This is a genomic window from Micromonospora sp. NPDC048986, from assembly GCF_040649335.1.
GTDB lineage: Bacteria > Actinomycetota > Actinomycetes > Mycobacteriales > Micromonosporaceae > Micromonospora > Micromonospora alfalfae.
In genome coordinates this window covers 145875-168731 of sequence record NZ_JBEZFJ010000013.1, presented here as the reverse complement: position 1 = coordinate 168731, position 22857 = coordinate 145875, and the positions used below count along the sequence as shown (strand labels likewise).

Sequence of the window (22857 nt, the reverse complement as noted above, 5' to 3'; positions counted from 1 at the left end):
TCCGTGCGCCCGTGCTGAGCTCAGGTGTGAGTCATTCGGCGCGGACGAGGGCCTGGGCCAGCGTCGCGAGCCCCGCCCGATCCACCCCGTCGGGCAGCAACGGCAGCTCGATCATCGGCAGCCCCAACTCCACCAGGTCGGCGCGGAGCGAATCTTCCAGTTCGCGCCGGATGAGCTGGTCACGCGCCTCATCGTGCAACCCGGCCACCATGTCCCGATCGGCCGACAGCCCGGCGGCGACCAGCCCGCGCTTCAACTCGGCGGCGGTGACCGCCGCTCCGGCGGGCAGCGGAGGTCGGACTCCGTTGACGAGCACCTTCCCGACACCGAAGCCGAGGGCGGTCAGGTCGGCGATCGCGTCGACCGTCTCCTGGATCGGCATCTCCTCCAGCAACGTCACCACGTGCACCGCCGTCATCGGGGACCGCAGCAACGCGGCGACCCCCTCGCTCTGGGTCTTGATCGGGCCCACCTTGGCCAGCCGGGCGGTCTCCGCCGTCACGTTGAGGAACCGGCCGATCCGCCCGGTCGGCGGGGCGTCCAGCACCACCGCGTCGTACGCGCGCCGCTGCCCGGTGGTGCGGGTGGTGGCCTCCTTCACCTTGCCGGTGAGGAGGACGTCGCGCAGGCCGGGCGCGATGGTGGTGGCGAAGTCGATGGCACCGAGCTTGCGTAGTGCCCGGCCCGCCGCGCCGAGCTTGTAGAACATGTCCAGGTACTCGAGCAGCGCCTCCTCGGCGTCCACAGCGAGCGCGCGCACCTCACCGCCGTCCGGCGCGTCGGCGAGGTGCCGCTCCTCGTAGGGCAGCGGCTCGATGCCGAACAGCTGGGCGATGCCCTGCCGCCCCTCGACCTCGACCAGCAGGGTGCGCCGGCCGCCGGCGGCGAGCGCCAGGGCCAGCGCCGCCGCCACGCTGGTCTTACCGGTGCCGCCCTTGCCGGTCACCACGTGGAGACGGGCGGGCCATCCGGTACCGGTCGGGTCGATCGGACGCTCAGCTGCACACACCAGTCGAGCCTATCCAGGCTTGCCGGTCAGGCGACCTCGCAGACCCACCAACCCGTCTTCTGCACCACAGTGAAGCGCAACTCCTGGTCGGCCACCTTCTCGTCGGCGGTGGTCATGGTGAGCCGGGTGGAGACGGTGGCCCGTTCCCCGGTCTGGTTGTCCACCTTCGGCGTGGTCCACCGGAAGCGCGGGTTCTGGTAGGTGGAGGCGTACTTCTCCACCTCGGCCACCTTCGCGGCGATCTTGTCGTCATCGCGGGAAGCGGCGCAGACGCGACCGGCCGCCTTTGTCGCGTCGCGATCCTTGTAGACCGCGGTGAGGAACTCGTCGACGGCGACCGCCGGTTCCTTGGCGCCCTCGCCGGTCTCGGCATCGCGCAGGGTCAGGAAGGCCACCACGCCACCCCCAACGCAGAGCACCATGATCACGACCAGGGCGATCGCCGCGATCAGCAGACCGCGCTTCTTCTTCGGCCCGGTGGCCGTGCCCGGGTAGGGCGGATAGGCCGGCGGGGCCGGGGGGATCGACGATGAGTTCGGGGCGCCCGGCTGCATCGGTGCGGCGGTCGAGGTGGGGCCGCCAGGCCCTTCCGGCTGCCCGGGGAAAGCTGGCTGCCCGGGGCCGCCGGGCTGCCCGGGGAAGGCCGGTGAGGTGGGGGCGGCGGAGAGTGCCGGCTGGGTGGGGGAGGCGGGGAGGGCGAGCTGCCCGGACGACGGAGCGGGGGTCGGCTGGCTGGGGATGGTCGGCGCGGGCTGACCGGCGGGATCCGGGTGGGCCGGCGGGTGAGCGGGTGTGCCGGCCTGGTCGCCGCTGGGCGGGTGGGTCATGTCGTTCCCCCAGGGGTGCGGCGCCCGCCGCCACCCCTGGCGCCGAGCGTGATCGAGCGGGCGGCCGGGCGCTGCGCGACCGTCCGACCGGAAGGGTAGCGGTCGATGACCGGATCGGTGTCGCCCCTGCCTGTCGAGCGGCCCAGCGATCCGGTGAGCGGTACCCGCGTCGGTTTCGGTGTCGGCCCCCCGACCTGCGGTGTGTCGCATATGTGACTGTTGGTGACCTCTTGTGCGCGTCCTGTTGGCGGGACCGCAGCCACAGACCTACCTTCGTCCCGGTGCGGGGGCCGGAACGGACGAATGGGTCCGGGCCGGAAGCATGGTCCGAGAGGTACGACCGGAGGCAGTGCATGCGCGACGCGGACAACATCCCTCGCACCCAGTTCCCGACGAACGACCGGCCCCGCCGGAGCGGGTCAGTGGTCGAGGCCGGCGGGCAGGTCACCAGCCAGCCGATCAACGAACGGTCGTACCGCCGGCAGCCGGAGCAGGCGGAGACGGCTCGGGTGCCGAGCCAGCCCGCCGAGCGGACCCGCGAGGACGACGAGCCCGGCTTCGTCATCCACCTGCCGATCCGGGTGCCCAGTCTGGCGGCGGCGACCGTGCTGGCCGGCCGGGTCGCGGTGTCGCTGGGCTTCCTGCCCGAGTTGGACGCCGGTGAGACCACAGTCTCCAACGCCGACGATCAGAACAACCGGCACCGGGTCTTCTGTGACCTGCTGCTGTCCGACCGGTCCCGCTGCCCCCAGGGGTACGAGCACGAAGGGCGCTGCGGGGAGCTGCCGGCCGCGCCGGAGCAGCGTCCCGTACCTCGTCCGGCCAGCGGACCGTAGGCTGTCCCTCGAACAATTCCGCACCGAGAGGGAGCCCTTCAGCGATGCAGAAGTGGGAATACTCCACGGTCCCGCTGCTGGTCCACGCGACCAAGCAGATCCTCGACAACTGGGGCGAGGACGGGTGGGAGCTCGTCGCCGTGGTCCCCGGCCCGAACCCGGACCAGCTGGTCGCCTACCTGAAGCGGCCCAAGGCGTGAGCAACGGTCCGCACGCGAAGCTCGCCGAGCTGGGTCTCGAACTGCCCGAGGTCGTGCCGCCGGTGGCCAGTTACGTCCCGGCCGTGCAGTCCGGGCAGCACGTCTACGTTTCCGGTCAGTTGCCGATGGCCGAGGGCAAGCTGCTCGCGACCGGCAAGGTCGGCGCCGGCATCTCCGCCGAGCAGGCGAAGGATTTGGCCCAGCGGTGTGCGCTCAACGCGCTGGCCGCTGTCGACTCGCTGGTCGGCCTGGAGAACGTGATCAAGGTGGTCAAGGTGACCGGTTTCGTGGCCTCCGCGCCCGGCTTCACCGGTCAGCCCGCCGTGATCAACGGTGCTTCCGACCTCTTCGGCACCGTCTTCGGGGAGGCCGGCCGGCACGCGCGCAGCGCCGTGGGTGTGGCCGAGCTGCCCCTGGACGCCCCGGTGGAGATCGAGCTGATCGTCGAGGTCGCCTGACGCGTCCCCAGCGCCCCGCGATCTTGCACTTTCCGCTCGGACGAAAGCCCTGAACGGGGATGAATCAGGGGCGGCAAGTGCAAGATCGTGGGGTGTGGCGGGCGGGGTCGTACGATCGCAGCCATGAGCGGGCACGTGACGGGGGCGGTGGCGGCGCTTGCCGACAAGTTGCCCCGCTGGGTTTCACTGCTGCGTGCGCCGAACCCGGGGCCGATGACCCTCGACGGCACCAACACCTGGGTGCTGCGCGCCCCGGCAGCCGAGTACGCCGTCGTGGTCGACCCTGGGCCGGCGGACGAGGGGCACCTGACCGGGATCGCCGAGCACGGCCCGATCGGGCTGATCCTGATCACCCACGGCCACCCCGACCACACCGAGGGCGCGGCCCGGCTGAGTGAGCTGCTCGGCGGCGTGCACGTGCTCGCCGTCGACCCGGCGCACACCATCGGTGGCGAGCCGCTGACCGAACCGGGCGAGCACTTCGGCGGCTTCGGTCTGCAGATCAGTCTGTTGCAGACGCCAGGGCACACCGCCGACTCGGTCTGCTTCCTGGTCGAGCACGGCGACGAGCGGGTGGTGCTCACCGGTGACACGATCCTCGGCCGGGGCACCACGGTGGTCGCCCACCCCGACGGTCACCTCGGCGACTACCTGAGCAGCCTCGAGCTGCTGTCCGCGTACCGGGGGATCCCGGCGCTGCCTGGACACGGCCCGGCACTGGCCGACTGCGCCGCCGCCGCCGACTTCTACCTTGCCCACCGCCGGGCCCGGCTCGACCAGGTCCGGGCGGCGGTGGCCGGCGGCGCCCACACCCCCGCCGACGTGGTGGCGACCGTCTACGCGGACGTGGACCGCTCACTCTGGTGGGCGGCCGAATGGTCGGTCCGGGCCCAGCTGGAGTATCTGGGCGTCGACACCGGGGAATCCGCGCCCGGGGTCAGTGGGTTGGAGCACATGTGACCTGCCCCGTGTGTGGAACCGTTGCCGTTCCCGGCGCGCGGTTCTGCCACAACTGCGGTGCCGCGCTGCCGGCCGCCGCAACGTTGCCGGCGGCCGAGCGTCGGGTGGTCACAGTGCTCTTCGGTGACCTCTCCGAGTTCACTTCCTGGTCGGAGGATCTCGACCCGGAACGCGTCGGCGCTGTCACCGACCGGGTGCTCGCCGCCCTCGCCGGTGCGGTGAAGACGTTCGGCGGGCACGTCGACAAGCTGACGGGGGACGGCATCATGGCCGTCTTCGGCGCCCCCGTTGCCCACGAGGACGACGCCGAACGCGCCGTCCGGGCCGCGCTGTCCATGCAACGGGCCGTCCGCCGGGTGCTCGACGACGAGCGGGGTGGCGGCGCGCCGCTCGGGCTGCGGGTCGGGCTTAACACCGGCGACGTCATCGCGGGCATCCAGGCCGCCATCGAGTACACGGTCATCGGCGACACGGTGAACACCGCGGCCCGGCTCGCCGACGCCGCAGCGGTCGGGGCCGTCTATGCCGGTGGACGCACCGCCGCGGCCACCAGGCACGTCGCTTCCTGGCGGGCGCTGCGCCCGCTGCGGCTCAAGGGCAAGCGTGAGCCGGTCGAGGCGTACGAGCTGCTGGGTCTGCTGGACGCGCCGGGCACCCGCTCGGGGCTCGGCGACGAGGCGCCGTACGTCGGTCGGGAGACCGAGATCGGCCGGGTCGCCGGCCGGCTCGCCGAGGTCATCGACCAGGGTGACCCACGGGTGCTGCTGATGACCGCCGAGGCGGGTATCGGCAAGTCCCGGTTCGCCGCAGAGGTGGAGCGCCTCGCCGCCGGTTACGACGTCGGTGCCGGCCGGTACGCGGCGCACACCGGAGCCCGGGTGCTCTCGGTGCGCTGTGCCGCGTTCGGGGAGCGGCGACGGCTCGCCCCACTGGCCGATCTGGTGCGGGCCGCCGTCGGTCTGCCCAGCGACGCGTCCACCGCGCTGACCCGCCCGGCCGTCGAGGAGCGGCTGCGCCGGCTCGGGCAGCGGCTCGCCCGCTCCGGTGCGGAGACCGCGCCGATCGCCACCGAGCAGCTGCTCGCCCTGCTCGGCTACGCCGAACTCCCGGCGCACGGCGGCACCGACAGCGGCGAGTGGGGCGGGTCGGGCACTCCGGCCGCAGATGCCGAGGTGGTGCCCAACGCGGTCGCTGACCTGCTCAGCGGGCTGGCCTCGGAGGCACCGCTGGTGATCGTTGTGGACGACCTGCACGATGCCACCGCCGAGACGATCAGTGCCCTCGGGTTGACCCTGTCCAGGCTCACCGGCCCGGTGCTGGTGCTGCTGCTCGGCCGCCCCGAGTTGGTGCGTACCGCCGGCGCGCTGACCCGGGTCGCGGACGCCGAGGTGCACTCGCTGCCGCCGCTGCGCGGTGCCGACGCGGCCCGGCTGCTCACCAGTTACCTCGGCGGCGGCAAGCTGCCACAGGCCGACGCCGACCGGTTGCTCGCCACCGCGCAGGGCAATCCGTTCTACCTGGCTGAGCTGGTCACCCTGCTGATCGAGCGGGGCGCGCTCACCACCGAGTCGGTGCGCGGCGCCGCGTCAGCGCGGGGTGCCGCGGCGGAGCGGCCCGGCTCCGGCGAGCGGGAGCCGAGCGGGGGGTCGGCGGGCTGGCGTCTGGTGCCGGGTTCGCTGGGCAGCCGGCTGCTCTCCCGGGACCTCGCCGCCGTGCTCGCGGCCCGGATCGACGCGCTGCCGCCGGACGCCCGTTCGGTGCTGCGCGACGCGGCGGTCACCGGTGACACGGTGCCGACCGGTGCCCTGGAGGCGATGCGGGAGCAGCGCGGTGGCCGCGACGGGCGGCCGTCGGCAGTGGTCGCCGTCGAGCTCGACCGGGCGGTCGAGGAGTTGCTGCAACGTCGGATGCTGCACCGCTCGCGTGCCGGCTACGCGTTCGCGACACCGCTCATGCGGGAGGCCGCGTACGCCGGGGTGAGCAAGGCCGAGTTGGCCGAGCGGCACGCCGCGTTGGCCCGCTGGGCGGCGCCGCTGGACGAGACCACTGTCAGCACGGTGGGCGGGTTCACCGACGAGGCCCGGGACGACTTCGTGGCGACGCACGTCGAGCGGGCCGCCACGCTCGCCGACGCGGTGAAGCTGCGCCCGGACGCGCCGGCCCGGGCGGTGGTTCCGCTCGGCATCGCCGCGCTCGGTCGGGCCGCCCGCCGGTCGCTGTCGGCCGGTGAGCCGGCAATGGCCGTCGAGTACGCCGAGCGCGCCACCGAACTGGCCCGCGACGGGGTGCCGGCAGCCGATCGGGTGGTGCACGCTCGGGCGTTGCTCCAGGTCGGCCGGGTCGGCGACGCGTTGGCGTACGCCGAGAAGATCGCCGCGAACGCGGGGGACGAGGCGACCCGGGTCAGTGCTCTGCTGCTGGCGGGGCAGGCCCAGGAGACCCTCGGTGACCAGGGCCGGGCGGTGACCGCCTGGCAGGAGGCGTTGCAGGTGGCCACCGAGGGGCGGCTGCCCACACAGCGCGCCACGGCGATGCGCCGACTCGGCATGGCCGATTTCGTGGCGGGGCGGCTGAGTCAGGCGAGCAGCCGGTTGGCGGCCGCGTACCAGGTCAGCCTCGGCGCGCAGGATCGACGCGGGCAGGCGTGGTCCCTGCAGAACCTGGCCTGGGTGACCACCACCCGGGGTGACTTCGCCGGCACCGACGCGGTGCTCGGCCGGGCCGCCCGGCTCTTCGCCGAGCTGAAGGACCCGTACGGGCGGGCCTGGCTGCGCGGCACGACGGCCTTCGCCCGGCTGCTCGCCGGTCGGCTGCGCGAGGCGTGTCGGATGGCGCAGGTGTTCCTGCCGTTCGGCGAGCGGGTCGGTGAGGCGTGGGCGGTGGGCACGTTGCGCGCTGTGGCGGCGTTCGCCACGGCCGAGCTGGGTGACCTGGCCGAGGCGGACCGGGAGGCCCGGCGGGCGTACCGGGAGTTCGCCGCCGCCTCCGACGACTGGGGGCGCGGGTTCGCCCTGGTGGTCCGGGCGGTGGTGGCGCGCGGCCTGGGCGAGCCGGAGCACGCGGCGGACCTGCTCACCGACGCCCTGGCGTACGCGGAGCGCACCTCGCATCCGCTGCTCACCGGGATGGCCGGGACACTGCGTGGCTTCGTCGCGTTGGACATGGGTGACTGCGAGACGGCCGAGCGGGTGGCCCGTTCGGTGCTGACCGCCGTGGAGCCGCACAACCCGCAGGCCCCGGCGCAGGTGGCGCCCCGGGTGTTGTTGGCGACGGCCCGTCTCGCCGTCGGCGACTCGGCGACAGCGGTCGGGCTGCTCGCCCCGGTGGCCACCGCGGCGGCGAACGCACCCTCGCTGCTCTTCTCCCGCCGCCAGACGATGGCCCAGTACGCTGCGGCGCTGCTCGCGCACGGTCAGCGGGAGCAGGCGTTGGACTGGGCCCGTCGAGCGGTCACCGCACCGGCCGAGGACGTGCGCAGTCAGGTGATCGCGGCGAGTGTGCTGGCCGAGGCGTTGGCTGCCTGCGGTCGTCCGGCGGAGGCGCTGTCCTGCGCGCAGGAGGCGGTCCGTCTGGCGTACGCCACCGAGCAACGCAGCGAACGCGCCGCAGCCGATGCCCTCCACGCCCGCCTGACCGCCCTGGTCTAACCCCCTTCGTCGCCGTTGATCATGAAGTTATTGCCCCGACACGCCGACGCGCAGGGCAATAACTTCATGATCAACGGCTTTGTGGCAGGGGGTGCAGGTTTTGCCGGTTCTGGGGATGTGGTTGGTCGGGGGGAGCGGCTAGCGTGTCACCACCGCGTACGGGTCCACAGTGGTGACCGTCGCCGTGCCTGGGGAGGCCCTTCATGAAGCTGCCGCGATCCATCGCGGGCTGGACCATCGCGGTCTTCGGCGTGTTGGCGCTGGTGATGGGCGCGGTTGGGCTGCTCTGGCCGGAGGCGCAGCTGCGCATGCTCGGCTTCGAGGTGCCGGCGACGCGGGCCGTCGGTGATCACACCGGGACGTTCCTGCTGGCGTCCTCGATGGCGGCGTTCAACATGGGCGTCTACTACCTGCTCGCCACTGTGACCGAGTGGCGGGCGTTCTACCGGTTCACGGTGGTCTTCCGGCTGGTCACGTTCACCGTGTTCACCATCGCGGTGCTGGCCGACATCGCTCCCGACCGGTTCTTCGGGGTGGCGGCGTGGGAAGGGCTGGGCGCCGTGGCCACCGCCATCGGTCTGCGTCTGGACGCCCGGCGGGGCATCCCGGCCGGCGGGGTCGGATCGTCCGAGGGTGCCGGGACGACTGCGGTCGCCGAGGAGGGTACCGGTCCCGCCGGTGCGGCTCCGGCGGACGCGGTGCGCTGAGCCATCGGTCGGGTTGGGTATTTTCGAGCGGTGACCGACACCCCGACCGGCGGCCTGCCAGTGCCGATCGTGCCCGGCCTGACTGATTTGCGGGTCTTTGCCCGGGGCGGGTACGCGACCGTCTACCAGGCCACCCAGATCTCGGTGGGTCGCGAGGTCGCCGTCAAAGTGGAGAACCGGACGCTGGACAGCGAGCGCGATCAGGCCCGCTTCCTGCGCGAGGCGCGGGCGGCCGGCCGGATGTCGTCCCACCCGCACGTGGTGGACCTCTTCGACGTGGGGGTCACCGTCGATCAGCACCCCTACCTGATCATGGAGCTGTGCGACGGCTCGTACGCCGAACGGATGCGCACCTCGCCGCTGGGCCCGGTGGAGGCCCGCGACCTCGGCATCAAGATCGCCGACGCGCTGGCCCACTCACACGCCGCCGGGGTGCTGCACCGGGACGTGAAACCGGCAAACATCCTGCACTCGCACTTCAACTCGGCGGTGCTCGCCGACTTCGGGCTCGCCGTCCTCGCCGAGCACCGGGACGCCTCGGTCACCCTGGAGGTGCTCACCCCGGCGTACGCGCCGCCGGAGATGTTCAGCCACAGCCCACCGTCACCGGCCGTCGACGTGTACGCGCTCTGCGCCACCCTCTACGCGGTGATGCACGGCCGGCCGCCGCGCTGGCAGTCCGAGCGCAACCCGAGCCTGGTCACAGTGCTGGAGATGTTCAACCAGCCGCTCCCCGCCCTGCCCGGGGTGCCCGACGAGCTGATCGACGTGCTGCGCGTCGGCATGGCGAACGATCCGGGAGAGCGTCCCTCCGCCCTGGAATTGCACGACCTGCTCACCAATCTGCCACTCGGCTCGCCGACGGCACCTGTCAGCGGCGCTCCGGTCAGCGGTGCCGCGACCCTCTCCGGCCCGTACGCGGCCAGCCAGCCGGTGCCCCGAGCGCCCATCGAGGACACTCAGCGAACCGTCCCCGCCGGTCGACGGTGGCGGCGCTGGCTCTTCGGCGGCGCCGGGGTGCTCGCCCTCGCTGCTTCCGCCACCGCCGGGGCCTGGGTCGCCGACCGGGCGCCACCACCCACCCCGTACCCGTCGGCCACCCAGATCGCCGCACCGGCGACCGGGCCGTTGCCCGGCTGCGCGACCGGCACCGGTGCGCCCACCGCCCTGCCCGAGGGTGCCCGCTGCCTGCCCGAGTTGGAGTGCTTCGGCCCGATGCGGATCCGCGGCAGCCGCGCCGAGGCGGCTCGGCTGTCCTGCGCCGGCCGACACACCTGGGAGACGTACGCCGAGGGCATCCTGCCGGTGTCGCTAGTCGGCGCCGACTACGACGAGGTGGCCGCCGCCGAGCCGGTGCGGCAGGTGTGCAGCGCCAAGACGTTCCGGTTGACCACCGGAATCGCCGAGGCGACCGGCTGGCACCTGGAGGTGCTACCGCCGGTCGACGGCAGCATCGACCGGACCTACCGGTGTCTGGCGGGGCGCGGTGCGGACGCGCTCTCCGCGCCCACGCTCACCGGCCGCTGAGCCCGTTCGACCCGCGTCGGCGGTCACGCACCGCACGCAACGCGTCCCTGGGGTCCAGGGCGTCGAGAGTGTCCGCGTCGATCCCGTACGGCATCAGCTCGGGCGGCCCGAGGACTGCCGACCGGTCCGCCGGCTCCGGATCGTCGACCTGACGGGCGGCGGAGACCGCGACCCCGGCGACCATCGTCATCAGCACGCAGAGCAGCGCGAGGACCACGCCGAGGAGGTCCTGTCGGCGCCACACGACCAGCATGACCAGCGGCGCAAGGGCTCCCAGCGCCGCGAGCACCGCCACCGTGCGCGCATCGGGTCTGGACAATCGGCTCACCCGTCCAGCATGTCGTGACGAGGCCGGCTGTCAACCGCAGAGCCGACCGCCGCGCCGATCGACGTCGATCCGAGCCCTCCACTCGACAGGACCCACCGCGCGCACACGGATTGGACAAGAACGGCTACTCTCAGTGTTCCGCAGGCCCTTCCGGTAGCGAGGTCGCCCATGAACCCAGGCAGTTCGCAGTCCCGGCTCCGCTCGGTCGCATCGACGCTGGCGGTCGCTCTCACCCTCGTGCTCGCCGCCGCGGCCGGTTGCGACAGCAGGCAGGAACCGGACCTGCCCTCCGTGCAGGAGAAGATGCGTGAGACACACATCTACGGTCAGTCGAAGCTGCGGATCGGTGTCGCCACGAACGAGCCGCTGATGGGTGAGTTGCGAAACGGTCAGCACGTCGGGTTCGACGTCGAGATCGCCAGGTACATAGCGGCCTCCCTCGGCTACGAGGGGGAACAGCGGCTGGAGTTCGTGTCCGTCGCCACCGAGGACCGCATTCCGTCGCTGCAAGGCGGCACCGTGGACCTGGTGGTGTCCAGCTTCTCCATGACCGAGGACCGTAAGCAACTGGTCAGCTTCGCCGGGCCGTACTTCGTCACCACGCAGGAGGTGATGGTGCCGGTGCGGCTCAAGGACAAGATCCGCACCATTGAGGATCTGCGCGACCCGGCGTACAAGGTCTGCACCAGCGGCGGATCCACCACCGAGGCTGAGTTGGAGAAACACCAGGTCAAGACGTTCGTCGTCAAGGACGTCGGCGACTGCGTCGATGGCATCCGGAAGGGGCGGTACGACGCGGTCAGCTCCGACGAGTCGATCCTCGCCGGTTTCCTGGCCAGCTTCCCCAAGGAGTTCGAGATCGTGGACATGCCGTTCGGCACCAGCGAGTTGCTGGGCATCGGCGTGCCGATCGGTGATCCCGCGCTGCGCGACCTTGTCGCGTTCTTCCTGCAGAAGAGCTACGTGCAGGGGCGCGACGGAGATGCCAGCCCCTGGCAGACCGCGTACAACCGGACCCTGGGCCCCTGGCTGAAGGCCGAGAAGCGCCAGCCGCAGCCGCTGGAGGTGCCGAAGCTTGTCGACTTCGACGACAAGGCGCCAGCGAAGTGAGCGCGGCCCCGACCGCCACCAGCGGCGACGGGCCGGTCCCGCCGCCGCGCACGTCAGTGCCCGCCGCCGACTCGCCGACAGTCGACGACACGGCGGCCGGCGCGGGCGGTGAGGTTGCCTGGCCGGCCGGAGTGCCTGTCGCCGAACCGGCCGAGCCGGTCGTCGCCGAGGTCGAGCCGGGGCGGGTCCGCTGGGATCCGGCGGAGCGGCGCGCCCGCGCCAGCCAGTCGTTCTGGACGGCAGTGGTGGGCGTGCCGGCGATCTTCTCGGTGCTCCGCCTGGGCGTGGAGGCCGGCGGGGAACTCCAGACCACGCTGCTGCTGGTGGCCAACGTGGGGCCGGTCAACCTGCTCGCCGGTTTCCTGACCACCGCCGCCCGGCTGCTCTCCACCGGTCTGGTCGCTGTCTTCGCGCTCGGTGCGGTGCTGGCCGTCAGCGCGGATCGACTTCCACCGGGCACCCGTCGCCGCCCGCTCTTCGCCCGCTGGGCCGACATCACCCCGGCCTGGGTGGTGCTGGCCAGCTTCCTGCTCGCCCTGATCACCTGGCCGTTGCTCTACCTGCCGTTGCTGTTGCCGGCGTTCGTGGCGGCGTTCCAACTGCGCCCGGCGCGGCTGCACGAGCGGGTGGTGCCTCGGCTGCTGCTGATCGGCGCGCTGCTCGCCGGGTACGGCTGGCTGATGCTGCCCACGATGCGCGACGCGATGCGGCAGGGCGACGAGTGGCTGGTGCTGGCGCTCATTGTGGTGCCCCCGCTGCTGGCCCTGTTCATCGCGGGGCCACTGCCGGGCCTGGTGATCCGGCCGCTGGCGTCGGTGACCGAGGTGGCGGTGCTCGCCACCCTGATCTGGGCCGCGGTGCCGGTGATCACCACACCGGTGTTGCCGCTGACCGTCACCACAGTGGGCCCGGAGAGCGGGCCCACCGAGGACGTACGCGGGCACGTGGTCACCACCGACGACGTCAACATGGTGATCCTTCAGGAACGGGGCGGCGTCAGGTACGTCCCGGTCGGCCTGGTCCGCGCCCAGGTGCTCTGCCCCAGCGAGGAGGAGTTGCCCCGCCACCAACTGCGCATCCACGACTTTCACGTCGAGGATTCCCTGTTGGAGGGCATGGGTCGTCGGGTCCGCCCGGTGCACCGCATCGACGCCGCCTGCCGTACCCCAGCCTGACGCCGTCGGGGTACGACTCCCGTATATACAGTCGCACTGTATATGCTGTGGCCATGGCGAAGGCTTCCATGCACGAGTCCACCTACCTGATCCTCACCGCGCTCGTCGAGGCCCCGCGGCACGGGTACGCCCTCCTCGACGAGGTCCGTCGAATCTCCGACGGGCGTGTCGACCTGCGCGCCGGCACCCTCTACGCAGCCCTCGACCGGCTACGAACCGAGGGCCTCGTCGACATCGAGCGCGAGGAGCAGGTGCAGTCCAGATTGCGCCGGTACTACCGACTCACAGCAGCAGGGGCACGTCGCCTGGCCGAGGAATCCGCGCGTCTGCGCAGCAACGCCGACGCCGCGAGCGTGCGACTACGCCGTGCCGGCCTCATCTTCGACGGCGGTGCGGCGTGACGCTGGAACACGGTTACCGGTCGCTGCTGGCCTGCTATCCCCGCGCCTACCGCCGGCAGTACGAGGACGAACTGATTGGTGTGCTGCTGGACGACGCGTCACCGGGCCAGCGCAGGCCTGCGGCGCGAGACGTGCTCGCACTGCTCGGCGGGGCGTTGCACGCGCATGTCCGCCAGGCTGGTGCCCGATTCTCGGGCGATGCGTGGCGGGAGGCGGCGCAGGCGCTCGGCCTGATCGCCGCGTTGATGCTGTTCGTGCGGGCCGCACGCGTTCCGGTGCTGCACCTGGCCATGTTCGCGGACAGCTATCCCGAGGGGTTGGGAGAGAAGTTTGTCCTCTGGCCGGTCGGTCTCGTGGCGCTGCTGTGGCTCACTGTGGCGGTGTCGGCCGTGTTCGGTTGGGGCCGGGCGGCAGCCGCGATCGCCGTCTGTTGCGCGGCGTTCGAGGTGGTGCGGGTCGCCGAGGACTACGGGCAATATTCCACTGTGCGCAATCTCTGGCCCGCCGTGCTCGCCGCGATGGTCCCGCTGCTGCTCGCCGTCCGCGCTCCCCGTTTCATGACGGCTGCCCTCGCGCCCTGGCGGCTCGGCACGCTGGCGGCGGCGACGCTGGTCAGCGTCGGTGCTCCGAGCATCGCCCAGGTGACTGGTGCTGATGACTCGACGACTCCGGTTCACGGCACGTGGGTCTTCACGGTCGGCGTCGGTCGGATCGAGGCAATCCTGCTGACGGCGGGCTACCTGCTCTTCGCCCTTGTCGTCCTGTCGACGCCGGCGGTGCTGCGGCGACGCCTGCTCGCACTGGTGGTTCCGGTGGGTGTCACGCTGCTGCTCACCCGGGTGGGCTTCGGCTCCGCGGGGACGTTCCGGGAGCGTTCCACCCACGACGGTGTCCTCGCCCCGCTCACGCCGACGCAGTGGCTGGTGCTGGCACTGGTGCCCACGCTGTTCTTCGCGGTGGCCGTGGCGATCCTGCACCACCGGGAGCGGCCGGGCAGCCAAGGGGGGTGAGGAGGGCTGCGCCAGTCAGCCGCAGCAAAAGATCGACTCGGTTTTCAGGAAGTCGGGGTGTCCGCTGGCCCTCGGACCCTCCGGAATCCACGAAACCGAGTCGACCTTGCGGCGAGGCAGGCAGGCGGCGCGGCCTGCCGGTCAGTACGACTTGTCCTGGCCGAGGACGTGCTGGGCCACGAAGTTGAGGATCATCTCGCGGCTGACCGGTGCGATCCGGCCGGCCCGGACCGCGCCGAGCAGGGTCGCCACCCCGTACTCGGTGGTCATGCCGGCCCCGCCGAGCACCTGCACCGCGGTGTCCACGGCGAGCGCGGCGGCCTCACCGGCCGCGTACTTGGCCATGTTGCCGGCCACCCCGGCCTCCAGGTCGCGGCCGGCGTCGTACAGGGTGGCCGCCTTCTGGATCATCAGGCGGGCCAGCTCCACCTGCACCGCCGCGTGTGCCAGCGGATGCGACACCCCCTGGTGCGAGCCGATGCTCCGACCACCCCAGACCTTGCGGGTGGCGGTGTACTCACTGGCCCGCTCGATGGCGTACCGGCCGGTGCCGGCGCCCATCGCGGCGACAGTGATCCGCTCCGGGTTGAGCCCGGCGAAGAGCGCCGGCAGCCCGGCGTCCAGCGACTCACCGAGCAGCGCGTCGGCGGGCACCCGCACGTCGTCCAGGTAGAGCAGGAACTGGTTCTCCGGGGACACGATCTCCATGTCCAGCTTGGACCGGGTCAGCCCGGCCGCGTCGGTCGGCACCAGGAACAGCGCCGGCTTCAGCTTGCCGGTGGAGGAATCCTCGGTACGCGCCACCACCAGCACGTGACCGGCCTCGTCGACTCCGGAGATGTAGCACTTGCGGCCGTTCAGCAGCCAGCCGTCGCCGTCGCGGCGAGCCACAGTGCCGAGGCGGTGGAAGTTGGAACCGGCCTCCGGCTCGGTGATCGCGAAAACGATCTTCTGGGAGCCGTCGGCGAGGCCCGGCAGGTGCCGCTTGCGCTGCTCCTCGGTGCCGTGCCGACTCAGCACTGTCGCCGCGATGGCGGGGGAGACCACCAGCAGCAGCAACGGGCAACCCGCCGCCGCCAGCTCCTCGCAGACGATGGCCAGCTCGGTGATGCCGCCGCCCCCGCCGCCGTACTCGGTGGGGATGTTGACCCCCAGGTAGCCGAGCCGTCCGGCCTCCGCCCACAACTCGGTGGTGTGTTCGCCGGCCCTCGCCTTCTCGACGAAGTAGGAGTGACCGTAGCGGCGGCCCAACGCCCGCACGGCGTCGCGCAGCTGGTCCTGCTCGGGGGTGAGGTCGAAGGTCATTGGGGGTCCTTTTCGTCGACAACTGCCAACACGGCGCCCGTCTGCACCTGGCCGCCGGTCGGCACCGGCAGTTCGGCGACCATGCCGTCGATCGGGGCGAGCACGGGATGTTCAAGCTTCATCGCTTCCAACGTGAGCAGCGGATCGCCGGCTGCCACCCGCTGGCCGACCTGGACGTGCACCCGGGTCACCACGCCGGGCAGCGGCGCGAGCAGCGACCCGGCCGCCACCGCCGCGGTGGGCAGCGGGAGACGCGGCAGCTCGGCCAGGCTCGCCGCGCCGTCCGGGCCGTCCACGAAGACAGCCGACCCCACCCGGTGTACGCGGTACGCGCGCCGAAGCCCGTCGACGTCGAGCACCACCCGCTCCGGGGTGGCCTCCACCAGCGTCACTGCCGGCGGCTTCGCCTCCGACGCCGCCGGGTCGCCGGGCGGCGCCGCTGACCAGTCGGCGAGTCCACCGGTCCGGTCCAGGCGGTAGCGGACCTCGATCTCGTCGCCGTTCGGCCCAGTAAAGCGGCTGACCTGCGCGACGGCGGGCACGTTGCGCCAGCCGGAGGGGAGCCCGCCCAACACCGGCGCGCTCGCTCGGCGCTGGGCCGCACCCGCCAGCGCGGCGGCCAGCGCGGTCAGCGGAAGCTGGTCGGCGGGCAGCAGTGGCGCGAAGACCTCCGGGTGCCGGTCCAGGAAACCGGTGTCGATCTCCGCAGCCGCGAACTCCGGGCTGCGCAGCACCCGGACCAGGAGATCGCGATTGGTGGCCACCCCGTGCAGCTCGGCTCGGGTCAGCGCGCCTGCCAGGGCCCGGGCCGCCTCGGCCCGGGTCGGCGCCCAGGCGATCAGCTTGGCGAGCATGGAGTCGTAGTGCACGCTCACCTCGGAGCCCGTCTCGACGCCGGAGTCCAACCGCAGTCCGGTGCGCTGGAGGCCACCGAACTCCCGGTCGACCCCCGGAATCGCGAACCGGCTCAGCACGCCGGTCGCGGGCAGCCAGCCCTGCGCCGGGTCCTCGGCGCACAACCGCACCTCGATCGCGTAGCCGCGTGCGCCCGGCTCGGGCAGGTGCTCCAGCAGTGGTACGCCCTCGGCGACGAGTAGTTGCCACCGGACCAGATCGAGACCGACGGGGACGGTCAGCTCGGTGACCGGGTGCTCCACCTGCAGCCGGGTGTTCATCTCCAGGAAGAAGAACTCACCGGTCGGGGCCAGCAGGAACTCCACGGTGCCAGCGCCCACGTAGTCGACGGCACGCCCGGCGGAGACCGCCGCCTCGTTGAGCGCCGGGCGCAGCTCCCCCGGGAGTACCCCGGGGGCCTCCTCGATGATTTTCTGGTGTCGGCGCTGGATCGAGCACTCGCGCACCCCGAGGGCGGCCACCGTGCCGTGCGAGTCGCCGAAGATCTGCACCTCGACGTGCCGGCCACGCTCGACGTACCGCTCGATGAAGACAGTGCCGTCGCCGAACGCGGCAGCCGCCTCCCGGCTGGCGCTGGCGACGGCCTCGGCCAGCTCGTCCGCGTCCCGCACGATCCGCATGCCCCGGCCACCACCGCCGGCGGACGCCTTGACCAGCACCGGGAAGTCGGTGACCTCGTCGGGGTCGGTCCAGCTCGGCAGCATCGGCACGCCCGCCTCGGCGAGCAGCGCCTTCGCCGCCAGCTTGTCGCCCATCGCGGCGATCACAGCGGCCGGCGGCCCGACCCAGGTCAGCCCGGCGTCGGTCACCGCCGCCGCGAACTCCGCGTTCTCGGCGAGGAACCCGTAGCCGGGGTGGACGGCGTCCGCGCCGCTGCGCCGGGCCGCGTCCAGGATCAGCTCCGCCCGCAGGTACGTCTCGGCCGGCGAACTTCCCGGCAGGCGTACGGCCAGGTCGGCCTCGGCCACGAACGGCGCGTCGGCGTCCGCGTCCGAGTGCACGGCAACCGTCTCCACGCCCATCGCGCGGCAGGTGGCGAAGACCCGGCGGGCAATTTCGCCCCGGTTGGCCACGAGCAGTCTGTTGATCATGGTCCCCTGAGCCTGCCTTTCGTTCGCGACTGCGGGACTCCGCCTCGCTGCGTTCCTCGCGCTCACGGCTTACATCCGGAAGACGCCGAAACCGTCGGCGCCCTTCACCGGTCCGTTGTGGATCGCCGAGAGGCAGAGCCCGAGGACGGTCCGGGTGTCCCGGGGGTCGATCACCCCGTCGTCGTAGAGCCGGCCGGAGAGGAAGAGCGCGCCGGACTGCGACTCGATCTGCTGCTCGACCATCAAACGCATCGCCGCGTCGGAGTCCTCGTCGTAGTCGCGCCCCCGGGCGGCAGCCGCCTGCCGGGCCACTATCGACAGCACCCCCGCGAGCTGCGCCGGGCCCATCACCGCCGACTTCGCGTTCGGCCAGGTGAACAGGAACCTCGGCTCGTACGCCCGGCCGCACATGCCGTAGTTGCCGGCGCCGTAGGAGGCACCCAGGTTCACCGTCAGGTGCGGCACCGTCGAGTTCGACACCGCATTGATCATCAGGGCGCCGTGCTTGATGATGCCGCGCTGCTCGTACTCGGTGCCCACCATGTAGCCGGTGGTGTTCTGCAAGAAGATCAATGGGGTGTCCGAGGCGTTCGCGAGCTGGATGAACTGGGCCGCCTTCTGCGCCTCCGCGCTGAATAACACCCCTCGGGCGTTCGCCAGGACCCCCACCGGGTACCCGTGCAGCTCGCCCCAACCGGTGACCAACGCGTCCCCGTACGCCGGCTTGAACTCGTCGAAGTCGCTGCCGTCCAGGATCCGGGCCAGCACCTCCCGAGGGTCGAACGGCACCTTCAGGTCGGCGCTGGTGATGCCGAGCAGCTCCTCCGGGTCGTACTTCGGTGGCTGCGGCACCGCCGTCCGCGGCGACGGGCCCTGCTTGCGCCAGTTCAGTCGGCGGACGCACTGCCGGGCCAGCCGGATGCCGTCCCGCTCGTCGGCGGCCAGGTAGTCGGCGAGCCCGGACGTGCCGGCATGCATCGCCGCGCCACCCAGCGACTCGTCGTCGGTGACCTCGCCGGTCGCCATCTTCACCAGCGGCGGACCGGCCAGGTACACCTGTGACCGGTCCCGAATCATGATCACGTGGTCGGACATCCCCGGCACGTACGCGCCACCGGCAGTGGCGTTGCCGAAGACCACGCTGACGGTGGGGATGCCGGCCGCCGAGAGCCGGGTGAGGTCACGGAACACCCGACCACCGGGGATGAAGATCTCCGCCTGGGTGGGCAGGTCCGCCCCGGCGGACTCCACCAGATTGACCATGGGCAGCCGGTTGGCCAGGGCGATCTCGCCTGCCCGCCGGGTCTTCGCCAGCGACCACGGGTTGACAGCGCCGCCGCGTACCGTCGGGTCGTTGGCGACGATCAGGCACTCCACCCCCTCGACCACCCCGATGCCGGTGACCACGCTGGCCCCGACCGGGAAGTCCGAGCCGTACGCGGCGACCGGCGACAACTCCAGGAACGGGCTGTCGGCGTCCACCAGCAGCTCGATCCGCTCCCGGGGGAGCAGCTTGCCGCGCGCGTGGTGCCGGGTCACGTACTTGTCGCCACCACCCGCCCGCGCCTGGTCCAGCGCGGCGTCCAACTCGGTCAACCGCTCCAGCAATGCCGCCCGGTTCGCCAGGTACGAGGCCGCGGACGGGTCGACAGCGCTGTCCAGTGTGGTCATAGACCCATGCCTTTCGCGATGATCTCGTTCATGATCTCGGTGGTGCCGCCGCCGATGCCGAGGATCCGCGCGTCGCGGTAGTGCCGCTCCACCTCGGCGTCGCGCAGGTAGCCGAAACCGCCGTGCAGCTGCAACGCCTGGTCGACGACGTGGTCGCAGGCGGCCACCGCCATGTTCTTGGCCATCGCCACCTCGGTCACGACCGGCTCGCCGGCAGCCACCCGGTTGGCCACCTCGTGCACGTACGACCGGGCCGCCTCGGCCCGGGTGTGCATCTCGGCCAACCGGTGCCGGATCAGCTGCCGGCTGGCCAGCGGACGCCCGAAGGTCTCCCGGTCCCGGCACCAGCGCACCGCCAACTCGACGCAGCGCTGCGCTGTCGCGTACGCCTGGGTCGCCAGCGACAGCCGTTCCGCCGCGAAGTGCTGCATGATCGCCAGGAAGCCGGTGTTCTCCGCACCGATCCGGTTGGTCACCGGCACCCGCACGTCAGCGAAGGACAGCTCGGCGGTGTCCGAGCAGTGCCAGCCCAGCTTCTCCAACCGGCGTCCCACAGTGAACCCGGGCGACCCCTTGTCGATGACCAGCAGGGTGAGTTCACCGCTGCCGGGGAAGTCGGTACACACCGCCGTTGTCACGAAGTCGGCCCGGTGCCCGCTGGTGATGTACGTCTTCGACCCGTTCACCAGGTAGTGGTCGCCGTCGCGGCGGGCGGTGGTGCGGATGCCGGCAACGTCCGAGCCGCCGTCCGGCTCGGTGATGGCCAGCGCGCCAATCATCGTGCCCGACAGCGTGGGCCGCACGTACCGCTCGATCAGGCTGTCGTCGGCCGGGGATGAGACGCCACCGAGCCGCCCGCCCAGCGAGCCACCGGTACGGGCACCGGCCGCCGCGACCATGTGCGGTAACGCGATCCCGTGCGTGAACAGGGCCGCCACCAGCCCGGACGAGCCACCGGAGCGGATCAGCTCCTCGGTCACGATGATCGAGTCGAGTAGGTCACCGCCGCTGCCCCCCACCGACTCCGGGAAGCCGATGCCGAGCAGGCCGAGCTTCGCGGCGGTCGCGTGCAGCGTCCGGGGCACCTCGCCGGCCCGCTCCCAGTCGTCAAGGTGCGGCAACACCTCCCGGGTCACGAACGCCCGGGTCAGCTCGCGTAATTGCCGGCGCTCCGGGGAGTCCACGATGCTCATCGGGACGCCCCGGTCGGTAGGTCGGCCGGCAGGTCGACGATCCGGGCGCGCAGCAGCTCGCCGAGTGCCTTGGCCTGCGGGTCGAACCGGGTGGACGCGGCCACCCCGGCGCCGAGCAGGCCCTCGATCACGAAGTTGACAGCGCGCAGGTTCGACAACTCGTAGCGCCGCACCGACAGCGGTGCGGTCTCCGGCACCAGCTCGGCCAGCCGTTCGACTGTCAACCAGGTCCGCAGCCACGCGTACCCGGCGTCGGAACGCGCCCAGACACCGAGGTTGGCGTCGCCGCCCTTGTCTCCGGATCGTGCGCCGACCACCTCGCCGAGCGCCCCGCGCCGGGTCGGGCCGTCGACAACCGCGTCGCCACCCGCTGTCGAGTCGTCCTGCGAGGTGCTGGCGGTGCGGATCGGCGGGGCGATCGGCACCCGCTCGCCGCCGGGTAGCACCGCGACGTGCGCCACCGCGTCCTGCGGCACCGCGTCGGCGGTGAAGACGCCGTACGGTGTCGCGTCGCCCGGCACTGTGGTCAGCGTGCAGCCCGGGTACGAGGCCAGGGCCAACTCCACAGCGGCGGCGGAGAAGGCCCGCCCGGCCCGCGCCTTGTCGCCGTCCCGCAGGTGTACGTGCAGCAGGGCGCTGGCTGCCTCGGTGTCGGCGGCGTCCGGATGGTCGGTCCGGGCGAGGGTGAACTCCAGCCCGCCAGTGCCCACCGCCTCCTCGATCTGCCCCCGGACCAGTGCCGCCTTCGCCTCGATGTGCAGACCGCACAGGACGAAAGTCATCGAGTTGCGGAAGCCGCCGAGGTTGTTGACGCCCACCTTCAGCGTGGGAGGCGGCGGCGTGCCCCGCACGCCGGAAACCCGGACCCGGTCCGCCCCCTCGGGGCGAAGCGTCGCAGTGTCCAGTCGGGTGACCACGTCCGGTCCGAGGTACGCGGGCCCGCCGATCTCGTAGAGCAGTTGGGCGGTGACGGTCTCCACTGTGACCGCGCCGCCGGTGCCCGGATGCTTGGTGAGCACCGATGAGCCGTCGGCGTGCACCTCGGCGATCGGGAACCCGGGCCGGTGGCCGCCGTCGGGCAGCTCGGTGAAGAAGCTGAAGTTGCCGCCGGTGACCTGCGCGCCGCACTCGACGAGGTGCCCCGCGACGGTGGCCCCGGCCAGTTCGTCGAGGTCGTCGCGGCCCCACCCGTACCGGGCGATGGCCGGGCCGACCACCAGCGACGCGTCGGTGACCCGGCCGGTGACCACCACGTCCGCGCCGGCGTCGAGACAGGCGGCGATCCCGAACGCGCCGAGGTAGGCGTTCGCGCTCAACGCGTCCGGTCGCTGGATCGTGTCACCCTCGACGTACCCGACCCGGGTCGGTAGGCCGAGCCGGTGGGCGAGCTTCTCGATGGCGGCGGCCAAGCCGGCCGGGTTCAGCCCGCCGGCGTTGGTCACGATCCGCACCCCTCGGTCGAGGGCGGTGCCGAGGCAGGTCTCCAGTTGCCGCAGGAACGTCTTCGCGTAGCCCAGGTCGGGGTCGCGCATACGGTCCCGGGCCAGGATCAGCATGGTCAACTCAGCGAGGTAGTCGCCGGTCAGCACGTCCAGCTCACCGCCGTCGAGCATCTCCCGCCAGGCGGTGAACCGGTCGCCGTAGAAGCCGGAGGCGTTGCCGATGCGGATCATGTCCCTGCCCCGATTCCGCCGTCCGGCCGCCGTCCGTCGCCCGGCGGCCCGGCGAAGGCCTGCGCCACGTCGAGCCATTCGTCGGCGACCGACCCGGTGGCGACCAGAGCGAGGTCCGCGCGGTTTCTGCGTTGGGTGACCAGCAAGCAGAAGTCCCGAGCCTGGCCGGTGACCCGGTCGGTGGCGTCCGCCGGACCCCAACTCCAGGCCTCCCCGCCGGGCCCGACCAGCTCGACCCGGACCGGCGCCGTCGGTGCCTCCCGGCCGTGCGCGGCGAAACCGTGTCCGAGGGTACGCACACCCAGGTGCGCCACGTGCCGGAGCCGGTCGCTGTCGGGGCGGACCACGTCGAGGGCATCGGCCACGTCCGCGCCGTGCGCCCAGGTCTCCATGATCCGGGCGGTGGCCATCGAGGTGGCCGACATTCGGGTGCCGTACCAGGGCAGTTTGCCGCCGGCCGGAACGGCGGCCAGCGCGTCGACGAGCGCGGTTCGCCCGGCCCGCCAGCGGGCGAGCAGCTCGGCCGGCGGGGCGAGGAACTCCTCGGCGCCGACGTCGACGAGGCGGGTCACGTCCGGCGCTGCGGTGACCGTCGCGTAGAACGCCTCGGGATCGGTCGCGGCCAACAGCGCGACGTGATCGGTCCAGGCGAGGTGGGCGATCTGATGCCCGATGCTCCAGCCCGGGGCCGGGGTCGGCCTCGCCCAGTCGGCAACGGGTAGTGGCGCTACCAGGGCGTCCAGCTGGGCGGACTCGTCGGCCAGGTCCGTGAGCAGGTCGCTGAGGTCGACCATGGTGCCTCCGGTCGGTGGTG

General features: G+C 72.2%; 20 protein-coding genes. 11 read left to right on the top strand and 9 right to left on the bottom strand.

What is annotated here, in order from left to right; genetic code table 11:
* Window positions 1-31 precede the first annotated feature (31 nt).
* Complete coding sequence (locus AB0B94_RS25170; RefSeq protein ID WP_357285036.1) at window positions 32-1009, bottom strand: ArsA-related P-loop ATPase; 978 nt, start codon at window positions 1007-1009, stop codon at window positions 32-34.
* A gap of 26 nt (window positions 1010-1035) precedes the next feature.
* Window positions 1036-1563: a hypothetical protein gene (locus AB0B94_RS25165; RefSeq protein WP_357285265.1), complete on the bottom strand. Its 528-nt coding sequence runs from the start codon at window positions 1561-1563 to the stop codon at window positions 1036-1038.
* Window positions 1564-2189: 626 nt separating this feature from the next.
* Between AB0B94_RS25165 and AB0B94_RS25160 the strand changes: the two genes are divergently transcribed.
* The 7 genes from AB0B94_RS25160 (at window position 2190) to AB0B94_RS25130 (ending at window position 10171) form a co-directional block, all read left to right on the top strand.
* Complete coding sequence (locus tag AB0B94_RS25160; protein WP_357285033.1) at window positions 2190-2672, top strand: hypothetical protein; 483 nt, start codon at window positions 2190-2192, stop codon at window positions 2670-2672.
* A 44-nt stretch (window positions 2673-2716) separates the two neighbouring features.
* Window positions 2717-2872 (top strand): DUF4177 domain-containing protein, encoded by a 156-nt coding sequence (locus tag AB0B94_RS25155; protein ID WP_007466198.1) that lies wholly within the window; start codon window positions 2717-2719, stop codon window positions 2870-2872.
* Window positions 2869-3330: a RidA family protein gene (locus tag AB0B94_RS25150; RefSeq protein WP_357285030.1), complete on the top strand. Its 462-nt coding sequence runs from the start codon at window positions 2869-2871 to the stop codon at window positions 3328-3330. The genes AB0B94_RS25155 and AB0B94_RS25150 overlap by 4 nt, the downstream gene beginning before the upstream one ends.
* Window positions 3331-3453: 123 nt before the next feature.
* Window positions 3454-4290 (top strand): MBL fold metallo-hydrolase, encoded by an 837-nt coding sequence (locus AB0B94_RS25145; RefSeq protein ID WP_357285026.1) that lies wholly within the window; start codon window positions 3454-3456, stop codon window positions 4288-4290.
* Complete coding sequence (locus AB0B94_RS25140) at window positions 4287-7937, top strand: adenylate/guanylate cyclase domain-containing protein (protein ID WP_357285021.1); 3651 nt, start codon at window positions 4287-4289, stop codon at window positions 7935-7937. Before AB0B94_RS25145 ends, AB0B94_RS25140 begins: the two co-directional genes overlap by 4 nt.
* Window positions 7938-8140: 203 nt before the next feature.
* Complete coding sequence (locus AB0B94_RS25135) at window positions 8141-8644, top strand: hypothetical protein (protein ID WP_354940006.1); 504 nt, start codon at window positions 8141-8143, stop codon at window positions 8642-8644.
* Between the two features lie 30 nt (window positions 8645-8674).
* Window positions 8675-10171 (top strand): serine/threonine-protein kinase, encoded by a 1497-nt coding sequence (locus AB0B94_RS25130; RefSeq protein WP_357285017.1) that lies wholly within the window; start codon window positions 8675-8677, stop codon window positions 10169-10171.
* Here the strand turns inward: AB0B94_RS25130 and AB0B94_RS25125 are convergent.
* Window positions 10158-10499 carry a hypothetical protein gene (locus AB0B94_RS25125; RefSeq protein WP_357285013.1) on the bottom strand — a complete coding sequence of 114 codons (342 nt, stop codon included), beginning with the start codon at window positions 10497-10499 and terminating at the stop codon, window positions 10158-10160. The two genes, AB0B94_RS25130 and AB0B94_RS25125, sit on opposite strands and share 14 nt — an antisense overlap.
* 168 nt (window positions 10500-10667) lie before the next feature.
* Here AB0B94_RS25125 and AB0B94_RS25120 point away from each other — a divergent pair, with 168 nt between their 5' ends.
* From AB0B94_RS25120 to AB0B94_RS25105, 4 genes are read left to right on the top strand one after another with little or no spacing between them, the layout of a single operon-like run.
* On the top strand, window positions 10668-11609 hold the full coding sequence (locus AB0B94_RS25120; protein WP_357285010.1) for a transporter substrate-binding domain-containing protein: 942 nt from the start codon (window positions 10668-10670) through the stop codon (window positions 11607-11609).
* On the top strand, window positions 11606-12784 hold the full coding sequence (locus tag AB0B94_RS25115) for a hypothetical protein (RefSeq protein WP_357285007.1): 1179 nt from the start codon (window positions 11606-11608) through the stop codon (window positions 12782-12784). Before AB0B94_RS25120 ends, AB0B94_RS25115 begins: the two co-directional genes overlap by 4 nt.
* A gap of 53 nt (window positions 12785-12837) precedes the next feature.
* Window positions 12838-13185 (top strand): PadR family transcriptional regulator, encoded by a 348-nt coding sequence (locus AB0B94_RS25110; protein ID WP_357285004.1) that lies wholly within the window; start codon window positions 12838-12840, stop codon window positions 13183-13185.
* On the top strand, window positions 13182-14195 hold the full coding sequence (locus AB0B94_RS25105; RefSeq protein ID WP_357285001.1) for a hypothetical protein: 1014 nt from the start codon (window positions 13182-13184) through the stop codon (window positions 14193-14195). Before AB0B94_RS25110 ends, AB0B94_RS25105 begins: the two co-directional genes overlap by 4 nt.
* A 141-nt stretch (window positions 14196-14336) precedes the next feature.
* Here AB0B94_RS25105 and AB0B94_RS25100 read toward each other — a convergent pair whose 3' ends face one another.
* The 6 genes from AB0B94_RS25100 to AB0B94_RS25075 all read right to left on the bottom strand — a co-directional run bounded on the left by AB0B94_RS25100 (window position 14337) and on the right by AB0B94_RS25075 (window position 22837).
* The gene (locus AB0B94_RS25100; RefSeq protein WP_091403331.1) at window positions 14337-15500 is read right to left on the bottom strand and encodes an acyl-CoA dehydrogenase; all 1164 of its coding nucleotides are present in this window, start codon (window positions 15498-15500) and stop codon (window positions 14337-14339) included.
* Window positions 15497-17506 (bottom strand): biotin carboxylase N-terminal domain-containing protein, encoded by a 2010-nt coding sequence (locus AB0B94_RS25095; protein WP_357284997.1) that lies wholly within the window; start codon window positions 17504-17506, stop codon window positions 15497-15499. The genes AB0B94_RS25100 and AB0B94_RS25095 overlap by 4 nt, the downstream gene beginning before the upstream one ends.
* Before the next feature lie 69 nt (window positions 17507-17575).
* On the bottom strand, window positions 17576-19177 hold the full coding sequence (locus AB0B94_RS25090; RefSeq protein ID WP_357284994.1) for a carboxyl transferase domain-containing protein: 1602 nt from the start codon (window positions 19175-19177) through the stop codon (window positions 17576-17578).
* Entirely contained in the window at window positions 19174-20370 is a 1197-nt protein-coding gene (locus tag AB0B94_RS25085; protein WP_357284991.1) for an acyl-CoA dehydrogenase family protein, read from the bottom strand. The genes AB0B94_RS25090 and AB0B94_RS25085 overlap by 4 nt, the downstream gene beginning before the upstream one ends.
* Entirely contained in the window at window positions 20367-22043 is a 1677-nt protein-coding gene (locus tag AB0B94_RS25080) for an acyclic terpene utilization AtuA family protein (RefSeq protein WP_357284987.1), read from the bottom strand. Before AB0B94_RS25080 ends, AB0B94_RS25085 begins: the two co-directional genes overlap by 4 nt.
* Window positions 22040-22837, bottom strand: coding sequence for a TIGR03084 family metal-binding protein (locus tag AB0B94_RS25075; protein WP_357284983.1), 798 nt, complete (start codon window positions 22835-22837; stop codon window positions 22040-22042). The genes AB0B94_RS25080 and AB0B94_RS25075 overlap by 4 nt, the downstream gene beginning before the upstream one ends.
* Window positions 22838-22857: the final 20 nt, after the last annotated feature.